Annotated in this window: 25 protein-coding genes and 1 riboswitch; of the genes, 14 read left to right on the top strand and 11 right to left on the bottom strand. The window is 72.0% G+C overall.

The window, feature by feature from the left end:
* Positions 1-92 precede the first annotated feature (92 nt).
* The 7 genes from DEI83_RS00745 (at position 93) to DEI83_RS00715 (ending at position 9,717) form a co-directional block, all read left to right on the top strand.
* Positions 93-1,448 (top strand): extracellular solute-binding protein, encoded by a 1,356-nt coding sequence (locus DEI83_RS00745; protein WP_111079921.1) that lies wholly within the window; start codon positions 93-95, stop codon positions 1,446-1,448.
* Between the two features lie 101 nt (positions 1,449-1,549).
* On the top strand, positions 1,550-2,500 hold the full coding sequence (locus DEI83_RS00740) for a carbohydrate ABC transporter permease (protein ID WP_111079920.1): 951 nt from the start codon (positions 1,550-1,552) through the stop codon (positions 2,498-2,500).
* A gap of 2 nt (positions 2,501-2,502) precedes the next feature.
* On the top strand, positions 2,503-3,402 hold the full coding sequence (locus DEI83_RS00735; protein ID WP_111079919.1) for a carbohydrate ABC transporter permease: 900 nt from the start codon (positions 2,503-2,505) through the stop codon (positions 3,400-3,402).
* 53 nt (positions 3,403-3,455) lie between these two features.
* Positions 3,456-6,503, top strand: a complete 3,048-nt coding sequence (locus DEI83_RS00730; protein ID WP_111079918.1) for a glycoside hydrolase family 38 C-terminal domain-containing protein — start codon at positions 3,456-3,458, stop codon at positions 6,501-6,503.
* 267 nt (positions 6,504-6,770) lie between these two features.
* Positions 6,771-7,973 carry an ice-binding family protein gene (locus DEI83_RS00725; RefSeq protein WP_111079917.1) on the top strand — a complete coding sequence of 401 codons (1,203 nt, stop codon included), beginning with the start codon at positions 6,771-6,773 and terminating at the stop codon, positions 7,971-7,973.
* Positions 7,974-8,114: 141 nt separating this feature from the next.
* A complete protein-coding gene (locus DEI83_RS00720; protein ID WP_111079916.1) occupies positions 8,115-8,861 on the top strand; it encodes a histidine phosphatase family protein in 747 nt (248 codons plus the stop codon).
* Entirely contained in the window at positions 8,854-9,717 is an 864-nt protein-coding gene (locus DEI83_RS00715; protein WP_111079915.1) for an NAD(P)H-hydrate dehydratase, read from the top strand. Before DEI83_RS00720 ends, DEI83_RS00715 begins: the two co-directional genes overlap by 8 nt.
* 179 nt (positions 9,718-9,896) lie before the next feature.
* On the opposite strand, the gene DEI83_RS00710 is transcribed toward DEI83_RS00715, so the two are convergent.
* From DEI83_RS00710 to DEI83_RS00700, 3 genes are all read right to left on the bottom strand, one after another.
* The gene (locus tag DEI83_RS00710; RefSeq protein ID WP_111079914.1) at positions 9,897-10,376 is read right to left on the bottom strand and encodes an NUDIX domain-containing protein; all 480 of its coding nucleotides are present in this window, start codon (positions 10,374-10,376) and stop codon (positions 9,897-9,899) included.
* Positions 10,377-10,422: 46 nt separating this feature from the next.
* Positions 10,423-11,484 carry a LacI family DNA-binding transcriptional regulator gene (locus DEI83_RS00705; RefSeq protein ID WP_111079913.1) on the bottom strand — a complete coding sequence of 354 codons (1,062 nt, stop codon included), beginning with the start codon at positions 11,482-11,484 and terminating at the stop codon, positions 10,423-10,425.
* A gap of 75 nt (positions 11,485-11,559) precedes the next feature.
* On the bottom strand, positions 11,560-12,804 hold the full coding sequence (locus DEI83_RS00700) for a Gfo/Idh/MocA family protein (RefSeq protein WP_111079912.1): 1,245 nt from the start codon (positions 12,802-12,804) through the stop codon (positions 11,560-11,562).
* A gap of 169 nt (positions 12,805-12,973) precedes the next feature.
* Between DEI83_RS00700 and nagB the strand changes: the two genes are divergently transcribed.
* Positions 12,974-13,759: a glucosamine-6-phosphate deaminase gene (nagB, locus tag DEI83_RS00695; RefSeq protein ID WP_111079911.1), complete on the top strand. Its 786-nt coding sequence runs from the start codon at positions 12,974-12,976 to the stop codon at positions 13,757-13,759.
* Positions 13,760-13,770: 11 nt separating this feature from the next.
* Here nagB and DEI83_RS00690 read toward each other — a convergent pair whose 3' ends face one another.
* The gene (locus DEI83_RS00690) at positions 13,771-14,940 is read right to left on the bottom strand and encodes a MalY/PatB family protein (protein ID WP_111079910.1); all 1,170 of its coding nucleotides are present in this window, start codon (positions 14,938-14,940) and stop codon (positions 13,771-13,773) included.
* Positions 14,941-15,076: 136 nt separating this feature from the next.
* Here DEI83_RS00690 and DEI83_RS00685 point away from each other — a divergent pair, with 136 nt between their 5' ends.
* From DEI83_RS00685 to DEI83_RS00675, 3 genes are all read left to right on the top strand, one after another.
* Positions 15,077-17,542 carry a GH92 family glycosyl hydrolase gene (locus DEI83_RS00685; RefSeq protein ID WP_258370994.1) on the top strand — a complete coding sequence of 822 codons (2,466 nt, stop codon included), beginning with the start codon at positions 15,077-15,079 and terminating at the stop codon, positions 17,540-17,542.
* A gap of 88 nt (positions 17,543-17,630) precedes the next feature.
* A complete protein-coding gene (locus DEI83_RS15665; protein WP_146243202.1) occupies positions 17,631-17,927 on the top strand; it encodes a hypothetical protein in 297 nt (98 codons plus the stop codon).
* 114 nt (positions 17,928-18,041) lie between these two features.
* Complete coding sequence (locus DEI83_RS00675) at positions 18,042-18,224, top strand: hypothetical protein (RefSeq protein ID WP_111079907.1); 183 nt, start codon at positions 18,042-18,044, stop codon at positions 18,222-18,224.
* 28 nt (positions 18,225-18,252) lie between these two features.
* Here the strand turns inward: DEI83_RS00675 and DEI83_RS00670 are convergent, their stop codons facing one another.
* Both DEI83_RS00670 and DEI83_RS00665 read right to left on the bottom strand, forming a co-directional pair.
* A complete protein-coding gene (locus DEI83_RS00670; protein ID WP_111079906.1) occupies positions 18,253-18,915 on the bottom strand; it encodes a peroxiredoxin-like family protein in 663 nt (220 codons plus the stop codon).
* Positions 18,916-19,066: 151 nt separating this feature from the next.
* Positions 19,067-20,035, bottom strand: coding sequence for an SDR family NAD(P)-dependent oxidoreductase (locus DEI83_RS00665; protein WP_111079905.1), 969 nt, complete (start codon positions 20,033-20,035; stop codon positions 19,067-19,069).
* 101 nt (positions 20,036-20,136) lie between these two features.
* Here DEI83_RS00665 and DEI83_RS00660 point away from each other — a divergent pair, with 101 nt between their 5' ends.
* Positions 20,137-20,982 (top strand): helix-turn-helix transcriptional regulator, encoded by an 846-nt coding sequence (locus tag DEI83_RS00660; RefSeq protein ID WP_111079904.1) that lies wholly within the window; start codon positions 20,137-20,139, stop codon positions 20,980-20,982.
* Positions 20,983-21,025: 43 nt separating this feature from the next.
* Here DEI83_RS00660 and nagA read toward each other — a convergent pair whose 3' ends face one another.
* The 5 genes from nagA to clpS all read right to left on the bottom strand — a co-directional run bounded on the left by nagA (position 21,026) and on the right by clpS (position 24,327).
* Positions 21,026-22,204: an N-acetylglucosamine-6-phosphate deacetylase gene (nagA, locus tag DEI83_RS00655; RefSeq protein WP_111079903.1), complete on the bottom strand. Its 1,179-nt coding sequence runs from the start codon at positions 22,202-22,204 to the stop codon at positions 21,026-21,028.
* On the bottom strand, positions 22,201-22,608 hold the full coding sequence (locus DEI83_RS00650; RefSeq protein WP_111079902.1) for a YrdB family protein: 408 nt from the start codon (positions 22,606-22,608) through the stop codon (positions 22,201-22,203). The genes nagA and DEI83_RS00650 overlap by 4 nt, the downstream gene beginning before the upstream one ends.
* A gap of 8 nt (positions 22,609-22,616) precedes the next feature.
* A complete protein-coding gene (gene purU / locus DEI83_RS00645; protein ID WP_111079901.1) occupies positions 22,617-23,486 on the bottom strand; it encodes a formyltetrahydrofolate deformylase in 870 nt (289 codons plus the stop codon).
* A gap of 80 nt (positions 23,487-23,566) precedes the next feature.
* Positions 23,567-24,043, bottom strand: coding sequence for a DUF2017 family protein (locus tag DEI83_RS00640; protein WP_111079900.1), 477 nt, complete (start codon positions 24,041-24,043; stop codon positions 23,567-23,569).
* Entirely contained in the window at positions 24,040-24,327 is a 288-nt protein-coding gene (gene clpS / locus DEI83_RS00635) for an ATP-dependent Clp protease adapter ClpS (RefSeq protein WP_111052343.1), read from the bottom strand. Before clpS ends, DEI83_RS00640 begins: the two co-directional genes overlap by 4 nt.
* A gap of 38 nt (positions 24,328-24,365) precedes the next feature.
* A riboswitch (ZMP/ZTP riboswitch) is annotated at positions 24,366-24,451 on the top strand.
* A gap of 74 nt (positions 24,452-24,525) precedes the next feature.
* Between clpS and glyA the strand changes: the two genes are divergently transcribed.
* On the top strand, positions 24,526-25,830 hold the full coding sequence (gene glyA, locus DEI83_RS00630; RefSeq protein WP_309146577.1) for a serine hydroxymethyltransferase: 1,305 nt from the start codon (positions 24,526-24,528) through the stop codon (positions 25,828-25,830).
* Entirely contained in the window at positions 25,827-26,750 is a 924-nt protein-coding gene (locus tag DEI83_RS00625; RefSeq protein ID WP_111079899.1) for a tetrahydrofolate dehydrogenase/cyclohydrolase catalytic domain-containing protein, read from the top strand. The genes glyA and DEI83_RS00625 overlap by 4 nt, the downstream gene beginning before the upstream one ends.
* Positions 26,751-26,779: the final 29 nt, after the last annotated feature.

Raw genomic sequence — 26,779 nt, 5'->3', positions numbered from 1 at the left:
GATCCCTTGACAACGTTCAAATCCATACGATGGACTAAACCCGCAACGCGGGCAACGGAGTCCGCGACCTTCACCCGTGCAAAGGAGCACCGATGAAACGCACCCGCATCATCGCCGGACTCGCCGCCGTGGCCGTCGCCTCGGTCGGACTCGCCGGCTGCTCGAGCTCGGGGTCCGCCTCGAGCGACACGATCAAGATCGCCTACCAGAAGTTCGGCGCCTTCCAGCAGCTCGACGCCCAGATGAAGGTCGTCAAGAAGGAGTACGAGGACGCGAACCCCGGCAAGAAGGTCGAGCTCGTTCCGATCCAGGCGCAGGAGGACGACTACGCCACGAAGCTCGCGCTGATGAACCGGGCACCGGCGACCGCGCCCGACGTCATCTACGAGGACACGTTCCGCATCAAGGCCGACGCCGATGCCGGCTACCTGCAGCCGATCGACCAGTTCACCGAGAAGTGGGACGAGTGGGACCAGTTCTACGACAACGCGAAGCAGGCGGGTGAGGGAGAGGACGGCAAGATCTACGGCGTCCCGATGGGCACCGACACCCGTGCGCTCTGGTACAACAAGGAGATCTTCGAGGAGGTCGGTCTGCCCGTGCCGTGGGAGCCGAAGACCTGGGACGACGTCCTCGCCGCCGCGAAGACCATCAAGGAGCAGCAGCCGGACGTCATCCCGTTCAACATCTACTCCGGCAAGGCCCAGGGCGAGGCCTCGACGATGCAGGGCTTCGAGATGTTGCTCTACGGTGCGGACGGCGACGGCAACACGCTGTACCGGGACGGCAAGTGGGTCGTCGGCTCGCAGCAGTTCCAGGACTCGCTGCAGTTCATCGAGGACGTCTACCAGGGCGACCTCGGACCCACCCCGCAGCAGGCCCTCGACACCAACATCGGGACGACGATCACGCAGACGTGGCTGCCGGAGGGCAAGCTTGCGATCGACCTCGACGGCTCGTGGCAGTCCGGCACCTGGCTGGAGTCCGGGACCGCCCCGTGGGCCGAGTGGAACGACGTGATGGGCCAGGCACCCTTCCCGACGCAGAACGGCCAGGAGCCGGGCTACAACTCGATGTCCGGCGGCTGGACGCTCGCGGTCGGTTCGAAGTCGAAGAACCCGCAGGACGCGTTCGACTTCATCACGATGTTCCTCGACAAGGACGGCTCCATCAAGTACGACTCGGAGAACAGCCAGATCGCCGTCCGGAAGGACGTCGCCGAGGACCCGGCGTACACCGACGCGAACCCGACCTTCGAGTTCTTCTCCGGATTGGTGGAGCACACCAACTTCCGTCCGGCGACGAGCGAGTACGCACAGGTCTCGAACGCCATCCAGGTCGCGATGGAGTCCGTGATGACCGGTCAGCAGTCGCCCGCCGAGGCAGCGGCGGTCTACGACAAGGCCGTCGAGGGCGTCGTCGGCAAGGACGACACCGTCTCCGGCTGACCGGCCGGCACCACCTGACGGGAGGTGCGGTGCCGACCCGCCCCGCGCCTCCCGTCAGTCCCCATCTCCGGAACCCTCTCCGCACCCGGAAGGCATCCACCGTGTCCAGCACCCCCCTCGCGCCGACGCTGTCGGCCCCCGGTTCGCCCAACCGCGCCGACCCACCGGCGCCGCGGAAGCGGCGCCCGATGCGGAACGCGACGCGCGTCGTCCCGCTCCTGCCCGCCGTCGTCCTGCTCGTCGTGTTCCTGCTCGGGCCGGTCATCTCGTCGTTCTACGGCTCCTTCACGAACGCGGCGCTGACCGGCATCGACGCCGCGAACCAGCAGTTCGTCGGCTTCCAGAACTACGTCGAGCTCTTCCAGGACCCGGACTTCCCGAAGTCCGTGGTCCTGACGATCGTGTTCCTCATCGCCTCGGCGGTGGTGGGGCAGAACGTGCTCGGCCTCGGCCTCGCGCTGCTCATGCGCAGCGCGAACAGGGTCGTCCGCGGCGTCGTCGGCACCTTCGTCGTCGCTGCGTGGGTGCTGCCCGAGATCGTGGCCTCGTTCGCGGCGTACGCGTTCTTCCACGACGAGGGGACGCTGAACACGTTCCTCGCGTCGCTGGGCATCAGCGGGCCGAACTGGCTCTACACGTACCCGATGATCGCGGTCATCCTCGCGAACGTCTGGCGCGGGACGGCGTTCTCGATGCTCGTCTACTCGGCCGCCGTGCAGGAGGTCCCCGAGGAGATCACCGAGTCCGCCGAGGTCGACGGCGCCACCGGCTGGCAGCGTCTCGTCTACATCACGCTGCCGGTCATCCGGCGGAGCATCTCGACGAACCTCATGCTCACGACGCTGCAGACCCTGTCGGTCTTCACCCTCATCTTCGTGATGACGGGCGGCGGACCGGGCACGAACTCGTCGACCCTGCCGATCCTGGCGTACCAGGAGGCGTTCCAGTTCTCGCAGCTCGGCTTCGGGACGGCGATCGCGACCATCCTGCTCGTGGTCGGTGCCGTCTTCTCGATCATCTACATCAAGGCACTGAAGCCGGAGGTGGACTGACCATGGCCCTCACCGCTGACCGTCCGGTCGCGAACGTCACCCGCTCGGTGACCGCCCCGGGCTCGCTCCACATGACCTCGCCACGGGGTCGCACCCTGCGGTGGGTGTCGAACGTCGTCCTGCTCGTGATCGCGGTGTGCTTCGCGGTGCCGCTGCTCTGGCTCGTGCTCGCATCGGTGGACACGCAGGCGTCGCTGTCGGTGAAGCTGCCGTCGCAGTTCACGCTCGACAACTTCGCCCAGGTGCTCACCCCGGAACTGTCGTTCATCCCGCTCGCGAACAGCCTGCTGCTCTCCGGTGGCACGGCCGTCGTGACGGTCGTCGCCGCGCTCCTCGCCGCGTACCCGCTGTCCCGGTACAAGCTGCGCGTGAACAAGCCGTTCCTGTACAGCATCCTGTTCGGCACCGGCCTGCCCATCACCGCGATGATGGTCCCCGTCTACGCGCTGTTCGTGTCGCTCAACCTCATCGACAACATCTACGGCTGCGTCTTCTTCCTCGCCGCCACGAGCCTGCCGATGGCGATCTGGATGGCGAAGAACTTCATGGACTCGGTGCCGATCTCGCTCGAGGAAGCCGCGTGGACCGACGGCGCATCGATGTTCACCACGCTGACCCGGATCGTCGTGCCGCTCATGCGCCCCGGCATCGCGGTGGTGTTCATCTTCGTGTTCATCCAGGCGTGGGGGAACTTCTTCGTCCCCTTCGTCCTGCTGCTCTCACCCGACAAGGTGCCCGCCGCGGTGAGCATCTTCAACTTCTTCGGTCAGAACGGGGCCGTCGCCTACGGGCAGCTCGCGGCGTTCTCGATCGTCTACTCGCTGCCCGTCATCGCCCTCTACGTGCTCGTGTCGCGCGGCCTCGGTGGCGGCAACGCCCTCGCCGGCGGCATCAAGGGCTGACCACCGCACACCCAGCCGCGCTCCTTCGCGGAACGCGGAACGAAAGGACACCCATGCACCAGGACGAACCGCTCGTCGAGGCCCGGATCGCACGACTCGTACGGGACCGCGTCGACCCGAACGTCCACCGCCGGGCATCGCCGGTGACGATCGAGGCCTGGCAGGTGCCGGACGAACCGGTGCCCTTCGCCGAGGCCGTGCAGCAGACCTACACGCCGTTCACCGTCGGCGAGCCGTGGGGCGCCCGGCCGTGGGGCACCACGTGGTTCAAGGTCACCGGCACCGTGCCCGCCGACTTCGGCACCGCGGACGGCACCACCGCCGAACTCCTCGTCGACCTCGGCTTCAGCAAGCGGCAGCCCGGGTTCCAGGCCGAGGGGCTCGCGTACCGGCCGGACGGCTCCACCATCAAGGCCATCGAGCCGCGGAACGACACCGTGCCGCTGCCGGTCGGCCCGGGGAAGTCGTTCGAGCTCTACGTCGAGGCCGGTGCGAACCCCGACATCGGCGGCGACGACTTCCAGGGCGCCACCCCGCTCGGCTCGAAGCACACCGCCGGGGACACCCCGATCTACCGGCTCCGCGCGCTCGAGGTCGTCGAGCGCGACGACACCGTCTGGGAGCTGCAGCAGGACCTGTGGGTGCTGCGCGGGCTCATGGCGGAGCTGCCGACCGACGGCACCCGCGGTGCGGACGTCCTCCGCGTGCTCGAACGCGCTGCCGACGCGCTCGACCCCGACGACGTCGCGGGCACCGCCGGCGACGCCCGCGCCGTGCTCGCCGAGGCGCTCGCGGTCCCCGCCAGCGGCTCGGCACACCGGGCGATCGCGGTCGGGCACGCGCACATCGACTCCGCCTGGCTCTGGCCGGTGCGCGAGACCAAGCGCAAGTGCGCCCGCACCTTCTCGAACGTGCTGGACCTGATGGACCGCGACCCCGACTTCACCTTCGCCTGCTCGTCCGCGCAGCAGTACGCCTGGATGCGGGACGAGTACCCCGAGGTCTTCGGGCGGATCAAGCAGCGCGTCGCCGAGGGCCGGTGGATCCCGGTCGGTGGCATGTGGGTGGAGTCCGACACGAACCTGCCCGGGGGCGAGGCCCTCGCCCGGCAGTTCGTCGCCGGCAAGCGCTTCTTCCTCGAGGAGTTCGGCGTCGACACCCCCGAGGCCTGGCTCCCCGACTCGTTCGGCTACACCGGTGCCCTGCCGCAGATCGTGCGAGCCGCGGGCTCGAAGTGGTTCGTCACGCAGAAGCCGTCGTGGAACGAGACGAACGTCATCCCGCACACCTCGTTCCTGTGGGAGGGCATCGACGGCTCGCGGGTGCTCACGCACCTGCCCCCGGCGGACACCTACAACTCCGACGTCTCGCCCGCCGACCTGCACCGGGGGGAGCGCCAGAACAAGGAGCGCGGCGTCGCGAACACCTCGATGCTGCTCTACGGCTTCGGTGACGGCGGCGGCGGCCCGACCCGCGAGATGGTCGCCGCCGCTCGACGTCAGCACGACCTGGACGGCTCGCCCCGCGTCGACCTCGGCACGCCCGCACAGGTCTTCGAGGAACTCGAGCGGGCGCTGCCCACCCCCGGGGTCTGGTCGGGGGAGATGTACCTCGAGTTCCACCGCGGCACGTACACATCGCAGATCCGCACGAAGCAGGGCAACCGCCGCTCCGAGCACCTGCTCCGCGAGGCCGAGCTCTGGGCCGCCACCGCAGCCGTCCGGCTCGGGCAGGACTACCCGTACGACGCGCTCGAGGACGCCTGGCACACGGTGCTCCTGGCGCAGTTCCACGACATCCTGCCGGGGTCGTCGATCGCCTGGGTCTACGAGAACGCCGAGGCCGAGTACGCCCGCGTCGCCGAGGTCCTCGAGGACCTGATCGGCACCGCGACGACGGCGCTCGCCGTCGGTGGTGCGGAGCGCAGTGCGGACCGGCCGGGAGGCGCGCCCTCCACCGCACCGCATGTCCGGTTCAACGCGTCCCCGATGGCCGCTGACGGCGTGCGCGCCCTGGGCGCCGAGCCGGTCGACGTGGTGCGGGCCGTGCCTCCCGTCCGGGACGGTGACCGGTTCGTCTTCGACACCGGCGCGGTGGTGGCGACCGTCGACGCGGCCGGCCACGTGGTGTCGCTCGTCGACCGGGCCACCGGGCGCGACGCGATCGCCCCTGGTGCCGCGGCCGCCGAGTACACCGTGTTCCGGGACACCCCGAACCAGTGGGAGGCGTGGGACATCGACCGGGCCTACCAGCGGCACGGAGCGGTGCTCGCCGCCACGAGCGTCACCGTCGAGGGGGACGCGCTCGTCGTCGTCCGTCCGTTCGGCAGCTCGACCGTGACCACCCGGTACACGGCGACCGAGGGGCAGCCGGAGCTCGTCGTCGAGACCGAGGCCGACTGGCACGAGCAGCAGAAGCTCCTCAAGCTGGCGTTCCCGCTCGACCTCAAGGCCGACCAGGCGTCCAGCGAGATCCAGTTCGGACACATCGACCGGCCGACGCACCAGAACACCTCGTGGGACTTCGCCCGGTTCGAGACGAGCGCGCACCGGTGGGTGCACGTCGCCGAGCCCGGCTTCGGCGTCGCGGTCGCGAACGACTCCACCTACGGGCACGACGTCACCCGGAGCACCCGCCCCGACGGCGGGACGACGACGCAGGTGCGGGAGTCGCTCGTGCGCGGGCCGAAGTTCCCGGACCCCGAGGCCGACCAGGGGCACCACGTGTTCCGGACCGTGCTGCGGATCGGCGAGACCGTGCTCGACGCGGCGGACTCCGGGTACCGGCTCAACCTGCCGGTGCGCACGGTCCCCGGGGACGCCGTCGTCGAGCCGCTCGTCACGGTGTCGTCGCCGCAGGTGTTCGTCGAGGCCGTGAAGCTCGCCGAGGACCGGTCGGGTGACGTCGTCGTCAGGCTGTACGAGGCCCTCGGTGGTCGGGCGGGTGACGTCGGCGTCGACTTCGGGTTCGACGTCGCCGAGGTCACGCGGGTCGACCTGCTCGAGCGTCCGCTCGACGGCGGGGCCTGGGTCGACGGTGCACCCGTCGTGCTCACCATGCGGCCGTTCGAGCTCGTCACGCTGCGGGTGCGGCGGGCGTAGCGGGCGGCGGGGGACCGCGGCGTCGGACGGGGCTCAGGGTGCACCCGTCCGACGCCGCTTCCGCTGCGCACACCCCCATGACTGGGGGTGTGCACAGCACCGATCCTCCGAGTGGGGGTCCTCAGCCTGGGAGTCCGGCTGGCACGGCAGGCGATTCCCGCGTTCGGTGCCGATCGGCCCGGATGACGCGCATACTTCGGACACGGAGATCATGCGCTCGTCGTCGGCGGTCGCACTGTGCCTCTCCATCTCAGTCAGGTGCCTCCCATGGCCACGTCCCCGTTCCTCCGCAGAGTCCTGACGGGTGGTGCCGGCCTCGGCCTCGCAGCGTCCCTCGTCCTCACGATGTCGTCCGGTGCCTCCGCCGCCGCCGAGATCGACGGGCCCGTCACGCTCGAGACCGCGGCGACCTACGGCGTCCTCGGGGCCAGCGCCGTCACCAACACCGGACCCACCGTCGTCACCGGCGACCTCGGCGTCTCGCCCGGCACCGCGATCACCGGGTTCGGGGCGGCCCCGGACGGCGTCGTCACCGGCACGATCCGGTCCCGCACCGAGGCCGCGCAGGCACAGCAGGACGCTCGGACCGCCTACGACGCGGCCGCGGCGCTCACCCCGAGCGGTGTCGACGTCACCGACCTCGACAACCGCGCTCCGCTCGTCCCCGGCGTCTACTCCGGTGGTGCGCTGGACCTCTCGGACAACCGGACCCTCACGCTCGACGGTGACGCGCAGTCGATCTGGGTGTTCCAGGCGGCGTCCACGTTGGTCGTCGGGACGAACAGCCGGATCCTGATCACCGGCGGCGCGAGCTCGTGCAACGTCTTCTGGCAGGTCGGCAGCTCGGCCACCGTCCAGAGCGGGGCGCAGTTCCAGGGCACCGTCCTCGCCGAGCAGTCCGTCACCGCGGTCACCGGCGCGACGGTCCAGGGCCGGCTGCTCGCGCTGAACGGTGCGGTGACGCTCGACACGAACACCATCACCCCGGCGCAGACCTGCCCGCCGCCCACGACCCCCACCCCGACCGTCGCGCCGTCGATCACCTCCGGCACGCCGACGGCCGCGACCACGGGTCAGCCCTACAGCTACACGGTGACGGCCACCGGCACGCCGACCCCGACCTTCACCGCCACGGGGCTGCCGGCCGGTCTCACGATCGACAGCACCACCGGCGTCATCTCGGGCACCCCGACCGCCCCGGGTTCCTCGACCGTGACGATCACCGCCTCGAACGGCACCGCGCCGGCGGACACCCAGGTCGTCACCGTCCGGGTCGTGGCGCCGACGCCGACCCCGACCGACAGTCCGACCACCGCTGGTGTGGTCGCCGGCGACGGGCGGACCCCCACCGGGACCCTGGCGTTCACCGGCAGTGACCCGTCCGTCCCGCTCGGCATCGCCGGTGTGCTGCTGGCCGCGGGCATCGGCCTGACCATCGTCGCCCGAAGTCGTCGCGCAGGCCGGGTCTGACACCGATCGTCGCCACTCGCGCACGGCACCGCTCGTCCCCGGACGGTCGGTGCCGTGTTCGTGTGGGGGGCCGACGGCGGAGACGGGACCGCAGCACCCCCACGTGAACCGACCCAGCGCCTCCCGGCTAACCTCACCGCCATGGCCGTCACCGAGATCTGGCTCGTCCGTCACGGCGAGTCCACCGCGAACGTCGCAGCAGCCCGAGCCGAGGCCGCAGGTGCCGATGTCATCGAGGTCGACCACCGCGACGCGGACGTGCCGTTGAGCCCGCTCGGTGAGGAGCAGTCCCGCGCCCTCGGCTCGGAGCTCGCCGACCGCGGGGTCGACGACGTCCCCGTCGTGCTCTGGGTCTCGCCCTACCGGCGGGCGCAGCAGACCATCGGCATCGCGCTGGAGGCCGGCGGCCTCGCCGAACCCCCGCGCCGGGTCGACGAACGGCTGCGCGACCGCGAGCTCGGCGTGCTCGACCGCCTCACCCGCACCGGTTCGGCGAACCTGCACCCCGACGAGGAGCAGCGCCGCCAGTGGCTGGGGAAGTACTACCACCGGCCGGCCGGCGGGGAGTCCTGGGTCGACGTCATGCTCCGGCTCCGCTCGTTGCTCGCCGACGTCGACCGCATCGAGGACGCCGACCGCCTGGTCATCGCCGCGCACGACGCCGTCGTCATGCTGGTCCTCGCCGTCTGCCTCGACCTCGACGAGCCGGAACTCATGGACTTCGCCGAGTCGCACACCGTCGCGAACGCCTCCCTGACCCGGCTCCGACGCGACACGCTCGGTGGACCGTGGACGCTCGAGGAGTTCTCCGGCACCGGACACCTCGACGAGGACCCCGGCGCCACCGTCACCGAACACGAAGGCCGGAAGGACGACGCCCGTGTCTGAGCCCGTACCCGTCACCCCGAACCTGCTGCGCGAGTGGTCCCTGCCGGAGGTCGGCGGGAGCAAGTACGGCCGCGGGCAGGTGCTCGTCGTCGGCGGCGCCGCGAAGACCCCCGGTGCCGCGATGCTGTCGGCCACCGCGGCCCTCCGCGTCGGTGGTGGACGGCTCACCCTCGCCGTCGCCGAGAGCGTCGCCCCGCACGTCGCCGTCGCCCTGCCCGAGTCCGGCGTGCAGCCGCTGGCGCAGGACGAGGGCGGGCACGTCGCGGTCGGCGCGATCTCGAGCCTGACGGACGACCTCGCGAGCGCCGACGCCGTGCTCGTCGGACCGGGACTCGACGAACCCGACGGCAGCCGCGACCTCGTCGCCGGGCTCGCCGCGGCCGTCGGGGACGAGACGGTCGTCGTGCTCGACGCCTTCGCGCTCGGGGTCGCGGCGGACCTGGCGGACGAACTCGCGCCGCTCCGGGGTCGGCTCGTGATGACGCCGAACTCCGGCGAGGCCGAACGGCTGCTCGGCCGCGACTGCTCGGACGACCACACCGACGCGGCGGAGATCGCCGAGCGCTTCGGCGCCGTCGTGTCCCTCGGCGGGGTCGTCGCCGCGCCGGACGGACGTGCGTGGGCGAAGGGCACCGGTGCCGGCGGACTCGGGACGAGCGGCAGTGGCGACGTGCTGTCGGGTGCGATCACGGGGCTGCTGGCCCGCGGTGCCGACGTGGCACAGGCCACCGTGTGGGCGACCCAGGTGCACGCCGCGGCCGGGGACCGGCTCGCGGTGCAGGTCGGGCCGATGGGCTACCTGGCGAGCGAGCTGCTCGGCGAGATCCCGCGCGTCCTGGTCGAGTTCGGCGCCTGAGCGGGACGCCCTGAGCCGCCGTCGCGGGCGTCGACGCCATCGCTCCGGGCTCCTCGGCGGCGTCGGTTCGACCCGACGGACGCGGCGGGGGGCGTCCGTCACCCACCGGTGCGGATCACGACGTCCGTTCCCGGTCGAGGCGTTCCGCCACCGACGTCACCGGGATCGCCGACGAGGGGTCAGCGCTCGAAGCGTGCGGCGACCTCGTCGGCGAGGGCCGCGTCGACCCGGCGCCGCATGTTCTCCGGCATGTCCGGGAGGCTCGTGACCGGCGCCCAGAACGCCTCCGTGTTCTCGCCGTCGGCCGGGTACGGGTCGCCGGAGACCCAGCGGCAGGCGAAGACGAGGTCCATGTACTGGGCGCGGTCGCCGTTCGGGTAGGTCATCGGCTCGAGGGTCTGCACCCAGGCCAGGCGTTCGGCGACCGCGACGACGTCGGCCTCCTCGAGGACCTCACGCTCGGCGGCGACGGCGGGCTCCTCGCCCGGGTCGACGATGCCGGTGACCGGGGTGAGGGCGCCGTTGTCGGCACGGCGGACGACGAGGAGTTCGCGGTCGTCGCCCTCGCCGCGGGTCACGACCGCGGTGACGCCGGTGAGCCAGAGCAGGTCGTTCCCGACCTTCTCGCGCAGGGACAGGACGAAGTCGGGGGTGGGCATGCCGCCACGCTACCGACCCGCCGGGGTCAGGTCCTCCGTGCCACGTTCAGGCGGCGTGGCCGCAGCCGCACGAAGCGCGGACGACGAGGTGCCCGTCGAACAACTCATGCCGACCGTCGTGTCCCGGGGTGAGGACGCGGCTGACGGCGCTGCGGGCCATGTCCTCGATCGGCTGCCGGAACGAGGTCAACGCGGGCCAGGCGTACTCGGCGTCGGACGATCCGTCGAACGCGGCGATCGCGACGTCGTCCGGTACTGCGACCCGGCGCTCGTGGAAGGCGCGGAGGGTGCCGATCGCGGTCCGGTCGGATGCGATGAAGAACGCCGGCGCGGCGTCGGGGCCGCCGACCCGCAGGGCGTCCGCGATCCGCACGCCGGCGTCGTGGCCACCCTGGCGGGTCAGGGCCGCGGGCACGAACGGGCCCGGGGCGACGCCGGCCGCCGCACACGCCTCGAGCCATCCGACATGACGCGGCTCCGTGGGGTCGTCCTCGCCGACGAACCCGACGGATCGGTGGCCGTGGCCGAGGAGGTGCGCGGTCGTCGCGACGGCGCCGGCGCGGAGGTCCGTCCCGAGGGTGTCTGCCCCGGGCTCGGGAGTCACCACGTTCAGGGTGACCCAGGGCAGGCCGACCTGGTCGAGGGCCTGCCGGTCGAACGGCGTCCCGCCGGCCAACACGAGCACGCCGTCCACCTGCCGGGCCGCGAACTCACGGAACCGCGCGAGCACGTGCTCCGGCTCGAACGACGACGACGTCGTGTACAGGGCGTAGCCGCGCTCCCGGGCGGCGCTCTCCAACGTGCCGGCGTACTCGGCGAAGAAGGGGTTGTCGAAGACCGGATCGGGTCCGCTCGGGACCAGGAAGACGAGCGTGCTCGCCGATCCGGAGCGGAGTGCCCGTGCGCTGAGGTTCGGGCGGTACCCGAGCTGTGCCACGGCGGCGCGGACGCGCTCTGCGGTGGCCGCGGCGACCGGGGGGCCGCCGTTCAACGTGTAGCTGACGACCGCGTCGGACACGCCGGCGAGCTTCGCGACGTCACGGCGGGTGGGCTTCCGGGGAGCGCCGCCGGCAGTGCCGCTCGTGCCGTTGGCGCCGCTCGTGTCCATGGGCCTCCCTCGGCTCCGCTCCTGGTCCGCCTCGGGCCCGGTGGTCACCCTACGACGAGGTCCGACCCGTGTCGGTCACACCGACTCGGTGGTCGCGGGGAGGGCCGTCCCGACGGCGACCGGAGCGTCACCGAGGTCGGGGACCTGGAGGCGCTCGCCGCCGCGCAGCGCGGACTGGTACGCCACCAGGCCGGGCAGCGTGTACCGCGCGGCGACCCACGCGTTCACGGTCGGCAGGGTGCGCGTCTCGACCGCGCGCACGAAGTCGTCGACGAGGAACCGGTGGCTGCCCTCGTGGCCGTCGGGGGCGACGTCGAATTCGCGGGGCAGACGACGGGCCTCCTCCGCGTGCACCTCGGCGTGGCCGGAGCTGAAGGCCTCGCGCAGGGACGGCGCGATGTCCGCCAGGAGCGGGTCGTCCAGCCCGATCGACGGCTCCGAGGCCAGGCGGGTCGTGACGTCCTCGACGCCGTCCTTGTCCTGCCAGAGGGAGGTCGTGGCGAGCTGTTCGAAGCTGCCCTCGGTGCCGAACCACCGGAACCGGCTCTCCCGGATCGGCGACGGGTACCCCACCCGACGGAACTCGTTGATCCGCATGGAGCCGCCGCCTGCCAGTTCGAAGAGCGCGGTCATGTTCGAGAAGTCGTTGTCGAACATGCTGACCTCGGTGTCGAACACCCCGTCGTCCTGCTCGTCGTGCACACCGATGCAGCTGACGCTCGTGACATGGGTCGGGAGCGCCCCGAGCACACCGCCGATCGCATGCGTCGGGTACCACATCGGGGGGTAGCTCGCCGTGGCCTTCCAGCCGTCACCGCCGCTGTACCGGTAGGCGTCGTAGAAGCCGAGGTCCATGTCGTGCAGGTAGTCGCCCTCGGCGTAGAACACCCGACCGAACGCGCCGGCGTCGAGCTTCTGACGGGCGAACACGGTCGCCGGGTTGTACTGGCTCGTCTCGCCCATCATGTAGGTCAGGCCGGTCCGCTCGACGATCTCGACGACCGCGCGGATCTCGTCCTCGGTCACCGCCATCGGGACCGCCGAGTACACGTGCTTGCCCGCTTCGAGGGCCCGGGTGACGATCGGACCGTGTGTCCACCGCTGGGTGAAGACCGCCACGGCGTCGACAGCCGGGTCCGCGAGCATGGTGTCGAGGTCCGGGTGCGTACCCGCGAGTCCGAGCTCGGTGACCAGGCGCTCGGCGCGGCCCTCGATCACGTCGGTCGCGAAGACCGCACCGACACCCGGGTGCAGTTGGAAGAGGGAGGCGAAGTGGGCCGAGAACTGGCCGGCACCGACGATCCCGATCGTGAACGTCATGGGGGCTCCTGAACCGTGTCACGCCGGTCCCTCGTCGGACCGATCGGACCCAGACTGCTGTGCGGATTTACTCGTGTCAACCCTTCCAGGAGAAGGGATGCCCCTCGTTGCGCAGGCCGCCTCCAGGCGCCCCTGACGACACACTGGTCATGACCAGTAGGCTGACGACGTGGAGATCATCATCCTGCCCACCCCGGCGGAGGTCGGTCGCGTCGCCGCGGCCAAGATCGCGTCGGTCGTCACCACGAAGCCCGCGGCGGTCGTCGGACTCGCCACCGGGTCGAGCCCGCAGGGCATCTACGCCGACCTGCGCCGTCGGGTCGAGGCCGGCGAGCTGTCGTTCGCGCAGGCGCGCGGGTTCGCCCTCGACGAGTACGTCGGCATCCCGCTCGAGCACCCCGAGTCGTACGCCAGCGTCATCGCCCGCGACGTCGTCGAGCCCCTCGGCTTCGACCCCTCGCGGGTCCGCGTGCCGGACGGCCGCGCGGGGGACCTCGCCTTCGCCGCGAAGGAGTACGACGCCGCCATCCGCGCCGCCGGCGGGGTGGACGTGCAGATCCTCGGCATCGGGGCGAACGGGCACATCGGGTTCAACGAGCCGACATCGTCGTTCGCGTCCCGCACCCGGATCAAGACGCTCGCGCCGAGCACCCGCGAGGCCAACGCGCGGTTCTTCGACTCGCTCGACCAGGTGCCGACGCACTGCATGACCCAGGGTCTCGGCACGATCCTCGAAGCCCGCGAACTCGTCCTCGTCGCCCAGGGCGCGGCGAAGGCGGACGCAGTCGCCGCCGCCGTCGAGGGCCCGCTGTCGTCCTTCGTGCCGGGCTCCGCGCTGCAGCTGCACGAGCACGCCACGGTCGTCGTCGACGAAGAGGCCGCCGCCGGCCTGCAGCTCGCCGACTACTACCGGTACACGTACGCCAACAAGCCGGAGTGGCAGCGGTTCGAGTAGCCCCGCGGAGGTCAGCGGGCGGCGGCCAGGCGCGCGAGCCCCTCGCGCAGGGTCTCCTCCGAGCACCCGAAGTTGAGCCGGACGTGCCCGATGCCCTGCCGGCCGAAGTCCCGCCCGTTCGACAGCGCCACCTTCGCCCGGTCGACCAGGAGCGGCGCGGGGTCCTCGCCCCACGGCAGCGCCCGCAGGTCGAGCCACGCCAGGTACGAGGCCTGCGGCTGCCGGTACCCCGCGCCGGGCAGCGCCTCACCCAGCTCCTCGGCCAGCACCCGGCGGTTCGCCGCGAGTTCCGCGAGCAGGGACGCCAGCCACGGGCCGCCCTCAGTGAAGGCGGCGACGCTCGCGGTGTAGCCGAGGATCCCGGTTCGCTCGACGACCTCGCCCGGCAACCCGTCGAACCACCCGCGAGCCCGGTCGGATGCGCCGACCATGAGGGCGCACTTCGTGCCGGCGAGGTTGAAGGCCTTGCTCGCGCTCGTCAGGGCGACCCCGAGGGCAGCGGCCTCCGGGCAGGAGTCGAGGAACGGCGTGAACGCGGCGTCCGCGTGCACGAGCGGGGCGTGGATCTCGTCGGAGACCACCACGGCGTCCCACTCGGCGGCGAGCCGGGCGAGTGCCGCCAACGACTCCCGGTCGTGCACGAGCCCGAGCGGGTTGTGCGGGTTGCAGAGCAGTACGGTCCGGGCGCCGTCGGCGAAGGCCTGCCGCACGCCGTCCAGGTCCATCCGCCAGCCCGCGGTCGTGTCGAAGGGGTCGGCCGGGCCCTCGGGAGCGAGGAGCGGCACCTCGGTGACGGACCCGCCGGCCTCGCTGACGTACTCCCAGAACGGCGCGTACACGGGCGGCATGATGACGACCTGGTCCCCGGGCTCGATCACCCGGCGGAGCACCTCGACCGCGGCGACCGAGACGTCCGTGGTGGTTCGGACGAGGTCGGGGTCCACCGCCCAGCCCCACCGGTCGGCGGCGAACGTGGTGAAGGCCTCGGGCAGCACCCGGTGGTGCCCGACGTACCCGGTGTCGCCGTCCGTGACCGCTCGGACCAGGGCGTCCCGCACGGGTCCGGCGAGGGCGCAGTCCATCTCGGCGACGAACATCGGCAGCACCTCGGGGCCGAACGCGGTGTACTTCTCGCTCGTGCGGGTCTGGCGGGCATCGAACACGGAGACCATGACGCTCATGCCGTCATCCTCGCAGCACCCAGGTCCGGCGACCAGGGCCGTGCGCACCGACCCGAGGCGGCCACGACGTGAACAACCCCCGACCGCTCGGTGACGACCCTGGCGTCCCCCGTCCGAGGGGTCTACCGTCGCGAAGGTGACCAGCTCTCGCGTGCACCGCCGCCCGCTCCTCCGTCCCGTCCCACTCGCCGCGGTGGCCACGATCGCCGCGCTGCTCGGCACCGTGGTCGGTGCATCGCCGGCCACCGCCGCGCCCACCGCCGGTGCTGCGGGGGTGGCCACGGCCTCCCGGCCCGTCACCGATCCGGCCGCGTCCGTCGACCCGTTCATCGGCACCAGCCACGACGGCAACACCTGGCCCGGCGCCACCGCACCGTTCGGCATGATGCAGTGGAGCCCGACCGGGACCAAGGGCGACCAGACGTCGACCCCGGTCGCGAACGGCTACTCGTACGACGTGAACCGCCTGCGCGGATTCAGCCTCACGCACCTCAACGGCGCCGGCTGCGCCCCCGGTGCTGCCGGCGACGTCCCGATCATGCCGGTCACGACGCCCGTCACGACCTCGCCCTCCGCGGACTCGACCGACGCCGTCTACGCCGCGGGGTACTCGCACGACCAGGAGCACGCCAGCCCCGGCCGCTACGGCGTCACGCTCGACAACGGCGTCCGCACCGACCTCGCCGTGACCACCCGCGCCGGCGTCGGCAAGTTCGCGTTCCCGGCCGGGCAGGACGCGAACCTGCTCTTCCGCACCTCGAACTCGATCAACGGCAGCGAGGCCGCCGACACCCGCGTCGACCCCCGCACCCGCACGGTCAGCGGGAGCGTCCTGACCGGCGGCTTCTGCAGCCGCCGCGCGAACGGCGGCGGCGCGACGAACCCCGACCGCCGCAGCTACTACCGCCTGTTCTTCACGGCCACCTTCGACAAGCCGTTCACGAGCACCGGCACCTGGAAGGACGGGACCGTCCAGCCGGGAGGCACGCGCGCCTCCGGCGGGGAGGGCTACCTGACCGGCACCGACCGCGCGGGACGCGGCTCCGGTGCGTGGATCGGGTTCGACGCGCGTCGCGGTGCGACCGTGCACGCGAAGATCGGGATCTCGTACGTGAGCGCCGCCGGCGCCGTCGCGAACCGTGACGCCGAGGTGACCAAGCGGGCGACCGTCGCCAGCGTGGCGGCGGCGACCCGGGCCTCCTGGAACACGGAGCTGTCGCGCATCCGGGTCGGTGGCGGCACGACCGACCGCACCACGCAGCTGTACACCTCGGTGTACCACGCGCTCATGCAGCCGAACACGCTGAACGACCGCGACGGACGCTACCTCGGGCCGGACATGCGGGTTCACCGGATGGACCGCGGGCACCGCGCCGTCTACGGCACGTACTCCGGATGGGACCAGTACCGCGCGCAGATCCAGCTGCTCGCGCTGCTCCGGCCGGACGTCGCCGGGGACATGGCCCAGTCGATGCTGCGGTTCGCCGAGCAGAACGGCGGCGTGTGGGACCGGTGGCTGCACCTCGGCGCACCGACACACGTGATGACCGGGGACCCCTCCGCCGCGACGCTCGCCACCTGGTACGCCATGGGGGTCCGGAACTTCGACGTCCGCGCCGCCTACGCCTCCCTCAAGCGCCAGGCGACCGTCGAGAACGGAGACGCCGAGAGCGACATCGGGTGCCCCGGCCAGTGCCTCGCGCAGCGGCCCGCGCTCGACGAGTACCTGCAGCGGCACTACGCCACGAACGACGACTGCTCGTGCTGGGGCGGCGCTGCCGAGACGCTCGAGGACTCCATCTCCGACAGCGCCCTCGGGTACTGGGCTTCGTCGCTCGGGCTGCGGTCCGACGCCCGGATGTTCGCCGCCCGTGGCGAGTACTGGGAGAACACGTTCAACGCGGCCGTCGGGTACCAGGCTGCGCGCCAGGCCGACGGGTCATGGACGCCCGGGTGGTCGCCCTCGACCGGGACCGGGTTCGCGCAGGGGACGAGCGCGCAGTACACCTGGCTCGTGCCGCAGGACGTCAGCGGGCTGTCCGCGGCACTCGGCGGGGACGAGGCCGCGGTCGCTCGACTCGACGCGTTCTTCCACGCCGCCTCGGGCAACTGGGCGGTGACCGGCGGGGACGCGACGCGCTTCGACCCGACGAACGAGCCCGACATCCACACGCCGTGGATGTACAACGCGCTCGGACAGCCGTGGAAGACGCAGGAGACCGTGCGCCGGGTCGTCGACGACGCGTACCGCACCGGACCGAGCGGCTTGCCGGGCAACGACGACCTCGGCACGATGAGCTCCTGGTACGTCTTCGCCTCGATCGGGCTTTTCCCGCAGACGCCCGGCCGGGCCGAGATGCTCGTCGGCAGCCCGACGTTCAGCACGGTCGACATCCGGCGGTCGAGTGGGCAGCGGATCGTGATCCGGTCCTCGGGGACGGAGCAGTACGTGCAGGGCGCGCGGCTCGACGGGAAGGCCCTCACGAAGTCGTGGGTGCCGGCATCGTTCGTCAACCGGGGCGGCACGCTGTCGCTGCGGGTCGGGGCGACGCCGGACACGGAGTGGGCGACGGCGGTGCGGGACCGGCCGGTCGACCGCTGAGCGCACCACCACGCCCCAGCAAGCGGTCGAGGACGTCCCGGTGCCGGGTGGTTGCCGGCCCGACGGGCTGTCGTGCGAGAGTGTCCGCGTGCACTACCGGATGATGAACGACTACTCGGCGGACTGGCCGTTATGGGGCGATGACGGCCAGTGCCCGGACGGGGAACCAGCGCTCCCGCCGCGCCTCGACGCTGACGTGCGCCAGTGGGCGGCCGACTTCGACGGCGGCTACTCGTACGAGTTCGGCTGGCAGACGAAGGCGCGTGCCGACGAACACCGCCGTCGCGGTCGGGGTCTGTTCGGCGCGGTACAACGAGTCGTGGAGGCTGAGGGTCACACGGTGGAACTGGCGTACTGGGAGACCGCACACCGCAAGGGTTTCTAGTCCTCCAGGCTGCTGACCCCGCACCGTCGCGGAGGCCGGAGCCGTTCACAGCAGGACCACCCTCAGTGCCCGACGGAGCTCCTGGCACGGCTGATCGAGGCCGAGCACGACAACATGGGCGCTTCGGGTGACCTCTTCGCGGCGGAGCTCGGTGCCGCCGGTGTCGAGCTGGCACACCACGTCCTGCCGGGTACGCGGCACGCCTTCCTGAACCGCCCGACGCTGACGGAGTTCTCGACGGCCACGGCGATGATCGCGTCGTGGCTCCACGACACGGCGGTGCCGGTCGAGCGGTGAGGCGGGCCGGACCAGCTCCCGCGAGCCGCTACCCGGCGACGCGGGCGACGGCGTCGAGGACCGTCGCCACCTCGGTGCGCGTCGTGTAGTCGACGTGCACGTCGGCGAACCGGACGATCCGGTCACCGTCGACGACGAACACCGACGGGAACGGGACCTGAGCCGTGTGGTCGGCATTGCTGTCGGCGACGTCGAAGCCGAGCTTCGTGTGGGCCTCCCGCGCGGGCCCGTCCGGCGAGGTCACGACGCCCAGCCGCGCGGCCAGGGCGTTCGCCGGGTCGGACAGGACGGGGAACGCCAGCTCGCCGTTCGCGATCGCCTGCTCGGAACCCTCGGGTGTCTGCGGCGAGATCGCGATGAGACGGACCCCGCGGGTGGTGAGTTCCGGCAGGAGGTCCTGCTGGTACGTGCGGAGCGCCAGGTTGCAGTACGGGCACCAGGCGCCGCGGTAGAACACCACGACGGCGAGGGTGCCGTCGAGCTCGGCGGCCAGTGACGTGTCGGCCCCGGTCGCCGTCAGCAGCGCGGCGTCGGGGACGGTGTCGCCCACGTCGGCGGCGGTGCTCGGCACGCCCGCTGCACGGAGTGCCGCCTGCTCCCGGTCGAACACCGCGCTCAACTCCGGACCGATCTGGGCGGTGAAGCCCTCGTTGAACGTGTGGACCTGCTCGGCGATGGACTGCTCGGGCATCGGGGCTCCTCCGGGTGGCGGCGGTGGGTCCGCCGGTGCAGGGAGCCTATGCAGCGAGGTCGGGGCGGGTGTGCTCGGACGTCACGCTCCGTCACCGAGTGTCACGGGCCGTCACGGAGCCGCTTCCCGATCACGTGCCCGGACAGGGAACTCAGCGTTGCCCCACCGGACGCACGACGATCTCGTTCACGTCGACATCGGGGCGCTCGTCCACGGCGTAGGCCACCGCACGAGCGATCGCGTCGGCCGGGACGGACTCTGCGCGGTACGCCACCATCGCGGCGGCGGCCGATGCGTCGGTGATCGTGGAGGCGAGTTCCGAGTCCGTCACGCCGGGGGAGACGGTGGTCACGCGGACGGAGCGCGGGGACTCCTGGCGGAGTCCCTCCGTGATGGCTCGGGCCGCGTACTTGGTGCCGCAGTAGACGGCTGCCGTCGGCGAGACCTCGAATGCCCCGACGGACGCGATCGTGACGACGTGACCGGTGCCCTGGGCGAGCATGGTGGGCAGGGTCGCGGCGATGCTGTGCAGGAGACCGCGCACGTTGACGTCGATCATGCGGTCCCACTCGTCGACCAGACCCGCTGCCAGTGGGGACAGGGGCATGACTCCGGCGTTGGCGACCAGCACGTCGATGCGTCCGAACCGCGCGAGTGCGGCCTCGGCGAAGTGGCGGGCCGAGGCTGCGTCGGTCACGTCGAGGGGTACCGCGAGCGCCTGCCCTCCGGCAGCCTCGATCTCGGCCACGAGGGCGTCGAGGCGATCGGTCCGTCGGGCGCCCAGCACGACGGGGTGCCCGGCGGCGGCGAGGCGGAGCGCCGTGGCCCGCCCGATACCGCTCGAGGCACCGGTGACCAGGACGACCCTTCGGCGGTGCAGCACCATGCCGGCGTGGTGCAGGACGTCGTCACGGAAGTCGCCATCCGCGGTGAAACCGGTGTCGTCGACGTACTCGACGTGGCCGCCGGAGACTTCGTAGCGCCCGACGTACGCCGCTTCCCGGTCGCCGCGGGCCTCGACGTACCGCCCGTCGGCGCGGAGTTCGTGGCGGATCCGGCCGTCCGATGTGACCCAGAGCCCGACGTACGGATGTGTGGTGGTGGTCGTGTCCTCGTTCATGTCCACCACCTTGGAGCCGGCGCGGACCCGGACCCAGGTCGCATCGTCCCGGGGTGCGCGAGGGCCAGGGAGGCGCCACGATCTGCGCCTACCGTGGAGGTGTGTCTCCGCCCGATCACGACCGCAGCCTCGCCGCCTACCTCCGCGCCGTCCGTGGGCGCCTCTCCCCGGAGGCGCTCGGGTTGCCCGGTGGCGGCGTCCGCCGTGTTGCGGGGCTCCGGCGCGAGGAGGTGGCCGTGCTGGGCGGCCTCAGCGTCGACTACTACACGCGTCTCGAGCAGGGACGCGAGCTCAGCCCGGGCGTGGCGGTGCTCGAGGGCATCGCGACCGGGCTGGAGCTCGAGGGGGACGAGCGCGACCACCTGTTCACCCTGGCCGGGCTGACCGCGCCGCCACGGGTGCACGCTGCGGCGACGTCCGTGACACCGGCGCTCGCGCAACTCCTGGATTCCTGGTCGGCGCAGCCCGCGTTCGTGATCAACCCGGCCCACGACGTCCTCGCCGCGAACGCGCTCGCCCGCGCGGTGTACGCGCCCTTCGGCGAGTTCGACAACCTGGTCCGGATGACCTTCCTCGAGCCGGTGGCCCGGCGCTTCCACGTCGACTGGGCACGCACCGCCGATTCGACCGTGGCCAGCCTCCGGGCAGCGACGACGGGTTTCGAGGCCGACCCCCGGCTGCTGAGCGTGGTGGAGTCGGTGGGCGAGCGGAGTCCGGAGTTCGAGGAGCGGTGGCGAGCGCAGCGCGTCCAGCGCAAGACGGCGACCGTCAAGCAGTTCCTGCACGACGAGGTCGGACGGTTGGAGTTCGACGCGCACTCCTTCGCCGTCCAGGGCGCGCCGGGCCTGCATCTCGTCGTCTACGGGGTCGAACCGGGGTCCGCGACGGCACGAGCTCTTCCGCTGCTCTCCGTGGGCATGACGGCGAGGACCGCGGCGCGGCGGTAGCGTCCGCGCCAGCCGCCAGCCGCCAGCCGCCAGCCGCCAGCCGTCAGCGCAGCTCGCGTCCGCCGCCCCACACCCGCCGCACCTCGAGCGCCGGCGACAGCGCCACGAGGTCCGCCGCGGAGCCCGGAGCGAGGCGACCGAGGCGGTCCCCGAGCCTGAGCGCCGCGGCCGGGATGCTCGTGAGCGCCGCCACGGCCTGGGGCAGCGACCGCCCGGCGAGGGTCACGGCGTTCCGGAGTGCGACGTCCTGCGTCAGGGTCGACCCGGCGATGGTGTCCGTCCCGGCGACGCGCGCGACCCCGTCCGTCACGGTGACGTCGAGCGACCCGAGGCGGTAGTCGCCGTCGGCAGCTCCCGCGGCCCCCATCGCGTCGGTGATGAGTGCGACCCGACCCGGGGCAGCGCGGAACAGCGTCTCGGCCACGAGCGGGTGCACGTGGACCGCGTCCAGGATGAGCTCGAGCGTGACCCGGTCGTCCGACACCGCCGCCCCGATCGGCCCGGGCGCTCGGTGGTGCAGGCCGGGCATGGCGTTGAACGCGTGCGTCAGGACGGTCGCGCCGGCATCGAACGCGGCCCGCGTCTGGTCGACCGTCCCGACGGTGTGCCCGACGGCGACGGTCACACCAGCGGCGGCGAACCGACGGACGGCGTCGAGCGCCCCGGGCAGTTCGGGCGCGATGGTGATCTGTCGGAGGACGCCCTCGCCGGCCTCGAGCAGGGTGTCGACGTCGGCCGGGGTCGGTGCGATGAGGTGGTCCTCGTTGTGGGCGCCCTTGTTGTGCGGCGAGAGGAACGGCCCCTCCAGGTGGACGCCGAGCACGAGCGGGTCCGTCGCCATGACGGCACGCACCTGCGCCAGCGATGCGACGAGTGCGGGGACGGGGTTCGCGACGAGCGACAGCACCGACCGGGTCGTGCCGTGCGCCCGGTGCATGGCCAGGGCCTGGGCGAAGGAGTCGTCCTCGTACGCCTCGGTCGCGCCGCCGTGTCCGTGCAGGTCGATGGAGCCGGGCGTCAGGGTCGCGTCGCCGAGGTCGACGACCTCGTCCGCCGCGGGTGCTGCCCCGGACCCGACCTGGAGGATCGTGTCGCCGCCGACGAGCACCCACCCGTCCGCGACGGACCCGGCCACGTCGACCAGGCGGGCGGCCCGGACCAGGGTGGTGCGGGCCTCCAGGCCGGAGGCGCGATCGCGGTCCTGGAGGCCCGTGGTGCTCATGCGGTCTCCCTGCGGAACGCGACGACGCCGCTCACGGCGGCGACCACGACGAACACGAGTCCGACGAGCGGGTGCCCGAGCGAGACCCAGGTCGCGCCCGCGGCGACGACCAGGGCGGTCTCGACGACGGACTTGCCGACCACGTCGGTCTCGATCGGGGAGCGCGGCGAACGGAAGAGGTACCAGACGACGGCCGCGAAGAGCGGGGCGCCGACGATGAAGAACACCGCCGGGAACGGGTACGGCCACGCCAGGTAGCCCCAGTACGCCAGGGAGAGCAGGCCGAAGGCGCGGACCACGACGCGGAGGACGCTCCAGGTGTCGACCCGTCGCCGCGGGGCCGCCGGCGTCGCCGGCACGTGGTCGTCGCCGGGGTCGACCGGACTGCGGGGTGCGTCGCGCATCGTCTGACCTACTTGAAGATGATCGTCCGGGCGCCGTCGAGGAGCACGCGGTCCTCGGCGATCCACCGGACGGCCTGGGTGAGGGTGCGGGACTCCTCGTCCTGTCCGATCGACACGAGCTCGGCCGGTTCCTTGGTGTGGTCGACCCGCACGACGTTCTGCTCGATGATCGGGCCCTCGTCCAGGTCGCTCGTGACGAAGTGCGCCGTGGCCCCGATGAGCTTCACCCCGCGGGCGTGCGCCTGCCGGTACGGGTTGGCGCCCTTGAAGCCGGGCAGGAACGAGTGGTGGATGTTCACCGCGCGCCCGGCCAGGGCGGCGCAGAGCTCGGGGGAGAGGATCTGCATGTACCGGGCGAGGACGACGAGCTCGATGTCGTGCTCCTCGACCGCCTCGAGGATCCGGCGCTCCATCGCGGCCTTCGACTCGGCGTCGGTGACCGGGCGGTGCTCGAACGGCACCGAGTAGAACGACGCCAGCTCGGCGAGGTCGGTGTGGTTCGACAGCACGAGCGGCACGTCGATCGGGAGCTGCCCGCCGCGCTGCCGGTACAGCAGGTCGTTGAGGCAGTGTCCGGCCTTGGACACGAGGACGAGGGTGCGCATCGGCCGGCCGACCACGTCGAGCTGCACCCGCATGCCGTAGCGCTCGACGACCGGTGCCAGGGCCTCCTGGAACGTCTGGCGGTCGACCGGGGCCATCACCTGCAGGCGCATGAAGAACGTGTCCGTGTCGGCGCTGGAGAACTGCTGCGACTCGGTGATGTTGCCCTCGGCGGCGACGACGGCTCCGGAGACGGCGTGCACGATGCCGGGCTGGTCGTCGCAGACCAGCGTGAGGGTCCAGTGCGTGGGGGTCTCGGGCGTCGGGGTCGTCACCGGATCAGGGTACCGGGGGCGTGAGCGCGTCCGCGCGGGACGGGAGGCACGTGGCGGCGGTGTGACGGGCCTCCCGGTCGTCAGCGGGACGAGATCGTGACGACGAGGTGCTCCTGCACGTACCCGAGCCAGTCGTAGACGTCCCGCAGGCCGACGCTGCCGTCGTCGCCGTCCAGCCCGTTGTCGGCCGTCTCGCGATCGACGATGCCCAGGCGGTCCGCGATGGTGAGCCGCAGGTCGGTCAGCGACCGGAGCCAGGCCTGCTCGTCCGCGCGGGTCAGCGCGCCCTCCCGCGTGCCGGTGAGCCACTCGTGGACCACGGTCGCGTTCGACGACTTCGCCGTCCGCAGGTCATCCTGCGTGTAGCGGCGGAACTCGGCGCTCGCCTCGTCGTCCTCCGGGTACGCGTCCGGGAACATCCGGGCCGCCACCGGGTCTGTCACCAGGTCGTGGTCGAGGACCTGGCGCAGCTGCTCGACCAGCGAGGTGAGGACGGCGCGCTCGCCGGAGGCCAGACCGAGGTGCACCCCGTCGGCGCGACGGACGAAGGGGATCACGCGGCCGGGGCCCGGTCGACGGTCGCCTGCAGGCCGTACCCGTGCATGGCCTCCACGTGGCGCTCCATCTCCTCGCGGTGCCCGGTCGCGACGACCGCCCGACCGTCGGAGTCGACCTGGTGCATGAGGCGCTCGGCCTTCGCCCGGGGGAACCCGAAGTACGACTCGAAGACGTAGGTGACGTACGACATCAGGTTCACCGGGTCGTCCCACACCACCGTGGTCCACGGGACGTCGGCCCGCACCGAGGTGCGCTCGTCGACGTCCGGACTCAGCATGGTCATGCAGACAAGGGTGACACGAACCGGTGGCCTCGGTACGATCGAACGGTCGCGACTGGCGTTGGATGGGTCACCATCGGGGAGCGACACCTGACACGGAGCGCAGCCGTACGCCTGGGCCGCGCCCACCCGTCCACCCCGTCGTGCGTCCCTGCACGGCGGTGTCGCGTCGCTCGGCGCGGCCAGACAACGAGGAGTCCCGTGTCCATCACCGATCTCACCCCCGTCGCCGCGTCCGCCGACGCAGCCCGGACCACCTTCAACGCCCCGCTCGCCGAGGTCGACCCGGAGATCGCGGCCGTCCTCCAGCAGGAGCTCGGCCGTCAGCGCGACACCCTCGAGATGATCGCGTCGGAGAACTTCGTGCCGCGCGCGGTCCTCGAGTCGCAGGGCTCGGTGCTCACGAACAAGTACGCCGAGGGTTACCCGGGCAAGCGCTACTACGGCGGCTGCGAGTTCGTCGACGTCGCCGAGCAGCTCGCCATCGACCGTGCGAAGGCCCTCTTCGGCGCCGCGTACGCGAACGTGCAGCCGCACTCCGGCGCCAGCGCGAACGCCGCGGTCCTGCACGCCATCGCCTCCGCCGGTGACACCATCCTGGGCCTCGAGCTCGCCCACGGCGGCCACCTGACCCACGGCATGAAGCTCAACTTCTCCGGCCGGATCTACAACGCCGTGTCCTACGGCGTCGACCCGGAGACGTTCGAGGTCGACTACGACGACATCCGCGCGAAGGCGATCGAGCACCAGCCGAAGGTCCTCATCGCCGGCTGGTCGGCGTACCCCCGACAGCTCGACTTCGCGAAGTTCCGTGAGATCGCGGACGAGGTCGGCGCGACGCTCTGGGTGGACATGGCGCACTTCGCCGGGCTCGTCGCCGCGGGCCTGCACCCGTCGCCCCTCCCGCACGCCCACGTCGTCTCCTCGACGGTGCACAAGACGCTCGCCGGTCCCCGCTCGGGCATCATCCTGTCCAACGACGAGTCGCTCTTCAAGAAGCTCAACTCGGCCGTGTTCCCCGGGCAGCAGGGCGGCCCGCTCATGCACGTGATCGCCGCCAAGGCCACCGCGTTCCTGCTCGCCGCGACGCCCGAGTTCAAGGACCGCCAGGAGCGCACGCTCCGCGGGGCGAAGGCCCTCGCGTCGCGCCTCACCCAGCCCGACGCGAAGGCCGCCGGCATCGACGTCCTCACCGGCGGCACCGACGTGCACCTGGTGCTCGTGGACCTCCGCGAGTCCGAGGTCGACGGCAAGCAGGCCGAGGACCTCCTGCACGAGGTCGGCATCACCGTGAACCGCAACAGCGTGCCGTTCGACCCGCGCCCGCCGATGGTGACCTCGGGCGTCCGCATCGGCACGTCGGCGCTCGCGACCCGCGGCTTCGGGGACGCGGAGTTCACCGAGGTCGCGGACATCATCGCGCTGACGCTCATGCCGAACCCCGACGTCGCGGCGCTCTCGGCCCGGGTGAAGGCCCTCACCGACGCGTTCCCGCTCTACGCGTGAGCGACGCGCTTCCCCGCGAGCGCTGGGCCGGCGAGGGCAGTGCCGTCCGCATCGACGGCACCGCCCTCGCCGCCCGCACGCTCGACGACCTGAAGGTCCGCATCGACCGCCTGCACGACCACGGGTTCCGCCCCGGGCTCGGCACGATCATGGTCGGCCAGAACCCGGGCTCGGTGTCGTACGTCGCCGGCAAGCACAAGGACTCGGCGCAGATCGGGCTCGACTCGGTCCGCATCGACCTGCCGGAGACCGCCAGCGCTGCGGACATCCGGGGCGCGATCCTGCAGATGAACGACGACCCCCGGGTCACCGCGTTCATCGTGCAACTCCCGTTGCCGCAGGGCATCGACCCGATCCCGATGCTCGAGCTCATGAACCCGGCGAAGGACGCTGACGGCCTGCACCCGACGAACCTCGGTGAACTCGTGCTCGCCGTGCCGGGCGGTGCCGGCACGATCGACGCCCCGCTGCCGTGCACCCCGCGGGGCATCGTCGCGATGCTCGAGGCGTACGAGGTCCCGATCCGCGGCAAGCACGTCACGATCATCGGGCAGGGCCTGACGGTCGGGCGTCCGCTCGGCCTGCTGCTCACCCGCCTCGAGGCGACGGCCACGCTGACGCACTCGCTCACCGAGGACGTCGCCGCCGAGTGCCGTCGCGCCGACATCGTCGTCGCGGCCGCCGGCGTCGCCGGGCTCGTGCAGCCGGACTGGGTCAAGCCCGGTGCGGCGGTGATCGACGTGGGCATCAGCCGCATCATCGACGAGACCACCGGGAAGGCGAAGCTCCGCGGCGACGTCGACCCGTCGGTCGCGCAGGTCGCCGGCTTCCTGTCGCCCACGCCGGGCGGTGTCGGCCCGATGACCCGGGCGATGCTCATGAAGAACGTGGTCGAGGCCGCGGAGCGCCACCTGCGCTGAGCGCCGCGGCGCGTCTCCCGCCGGGCTGG

The sequence above is a fragment of the Curtobacterium sp. MCBD17_021 genome (assembly GCF_003234525.1).
Taxonomy (GTDB): Bacteria; Actinomycetota; Actinomycetes; order Actinomycetales; family Microbacteriaceae; genus Curtobacterium.
This window is presented reverse-complemented; position numbering and strand designations above follow the sequence as displayed.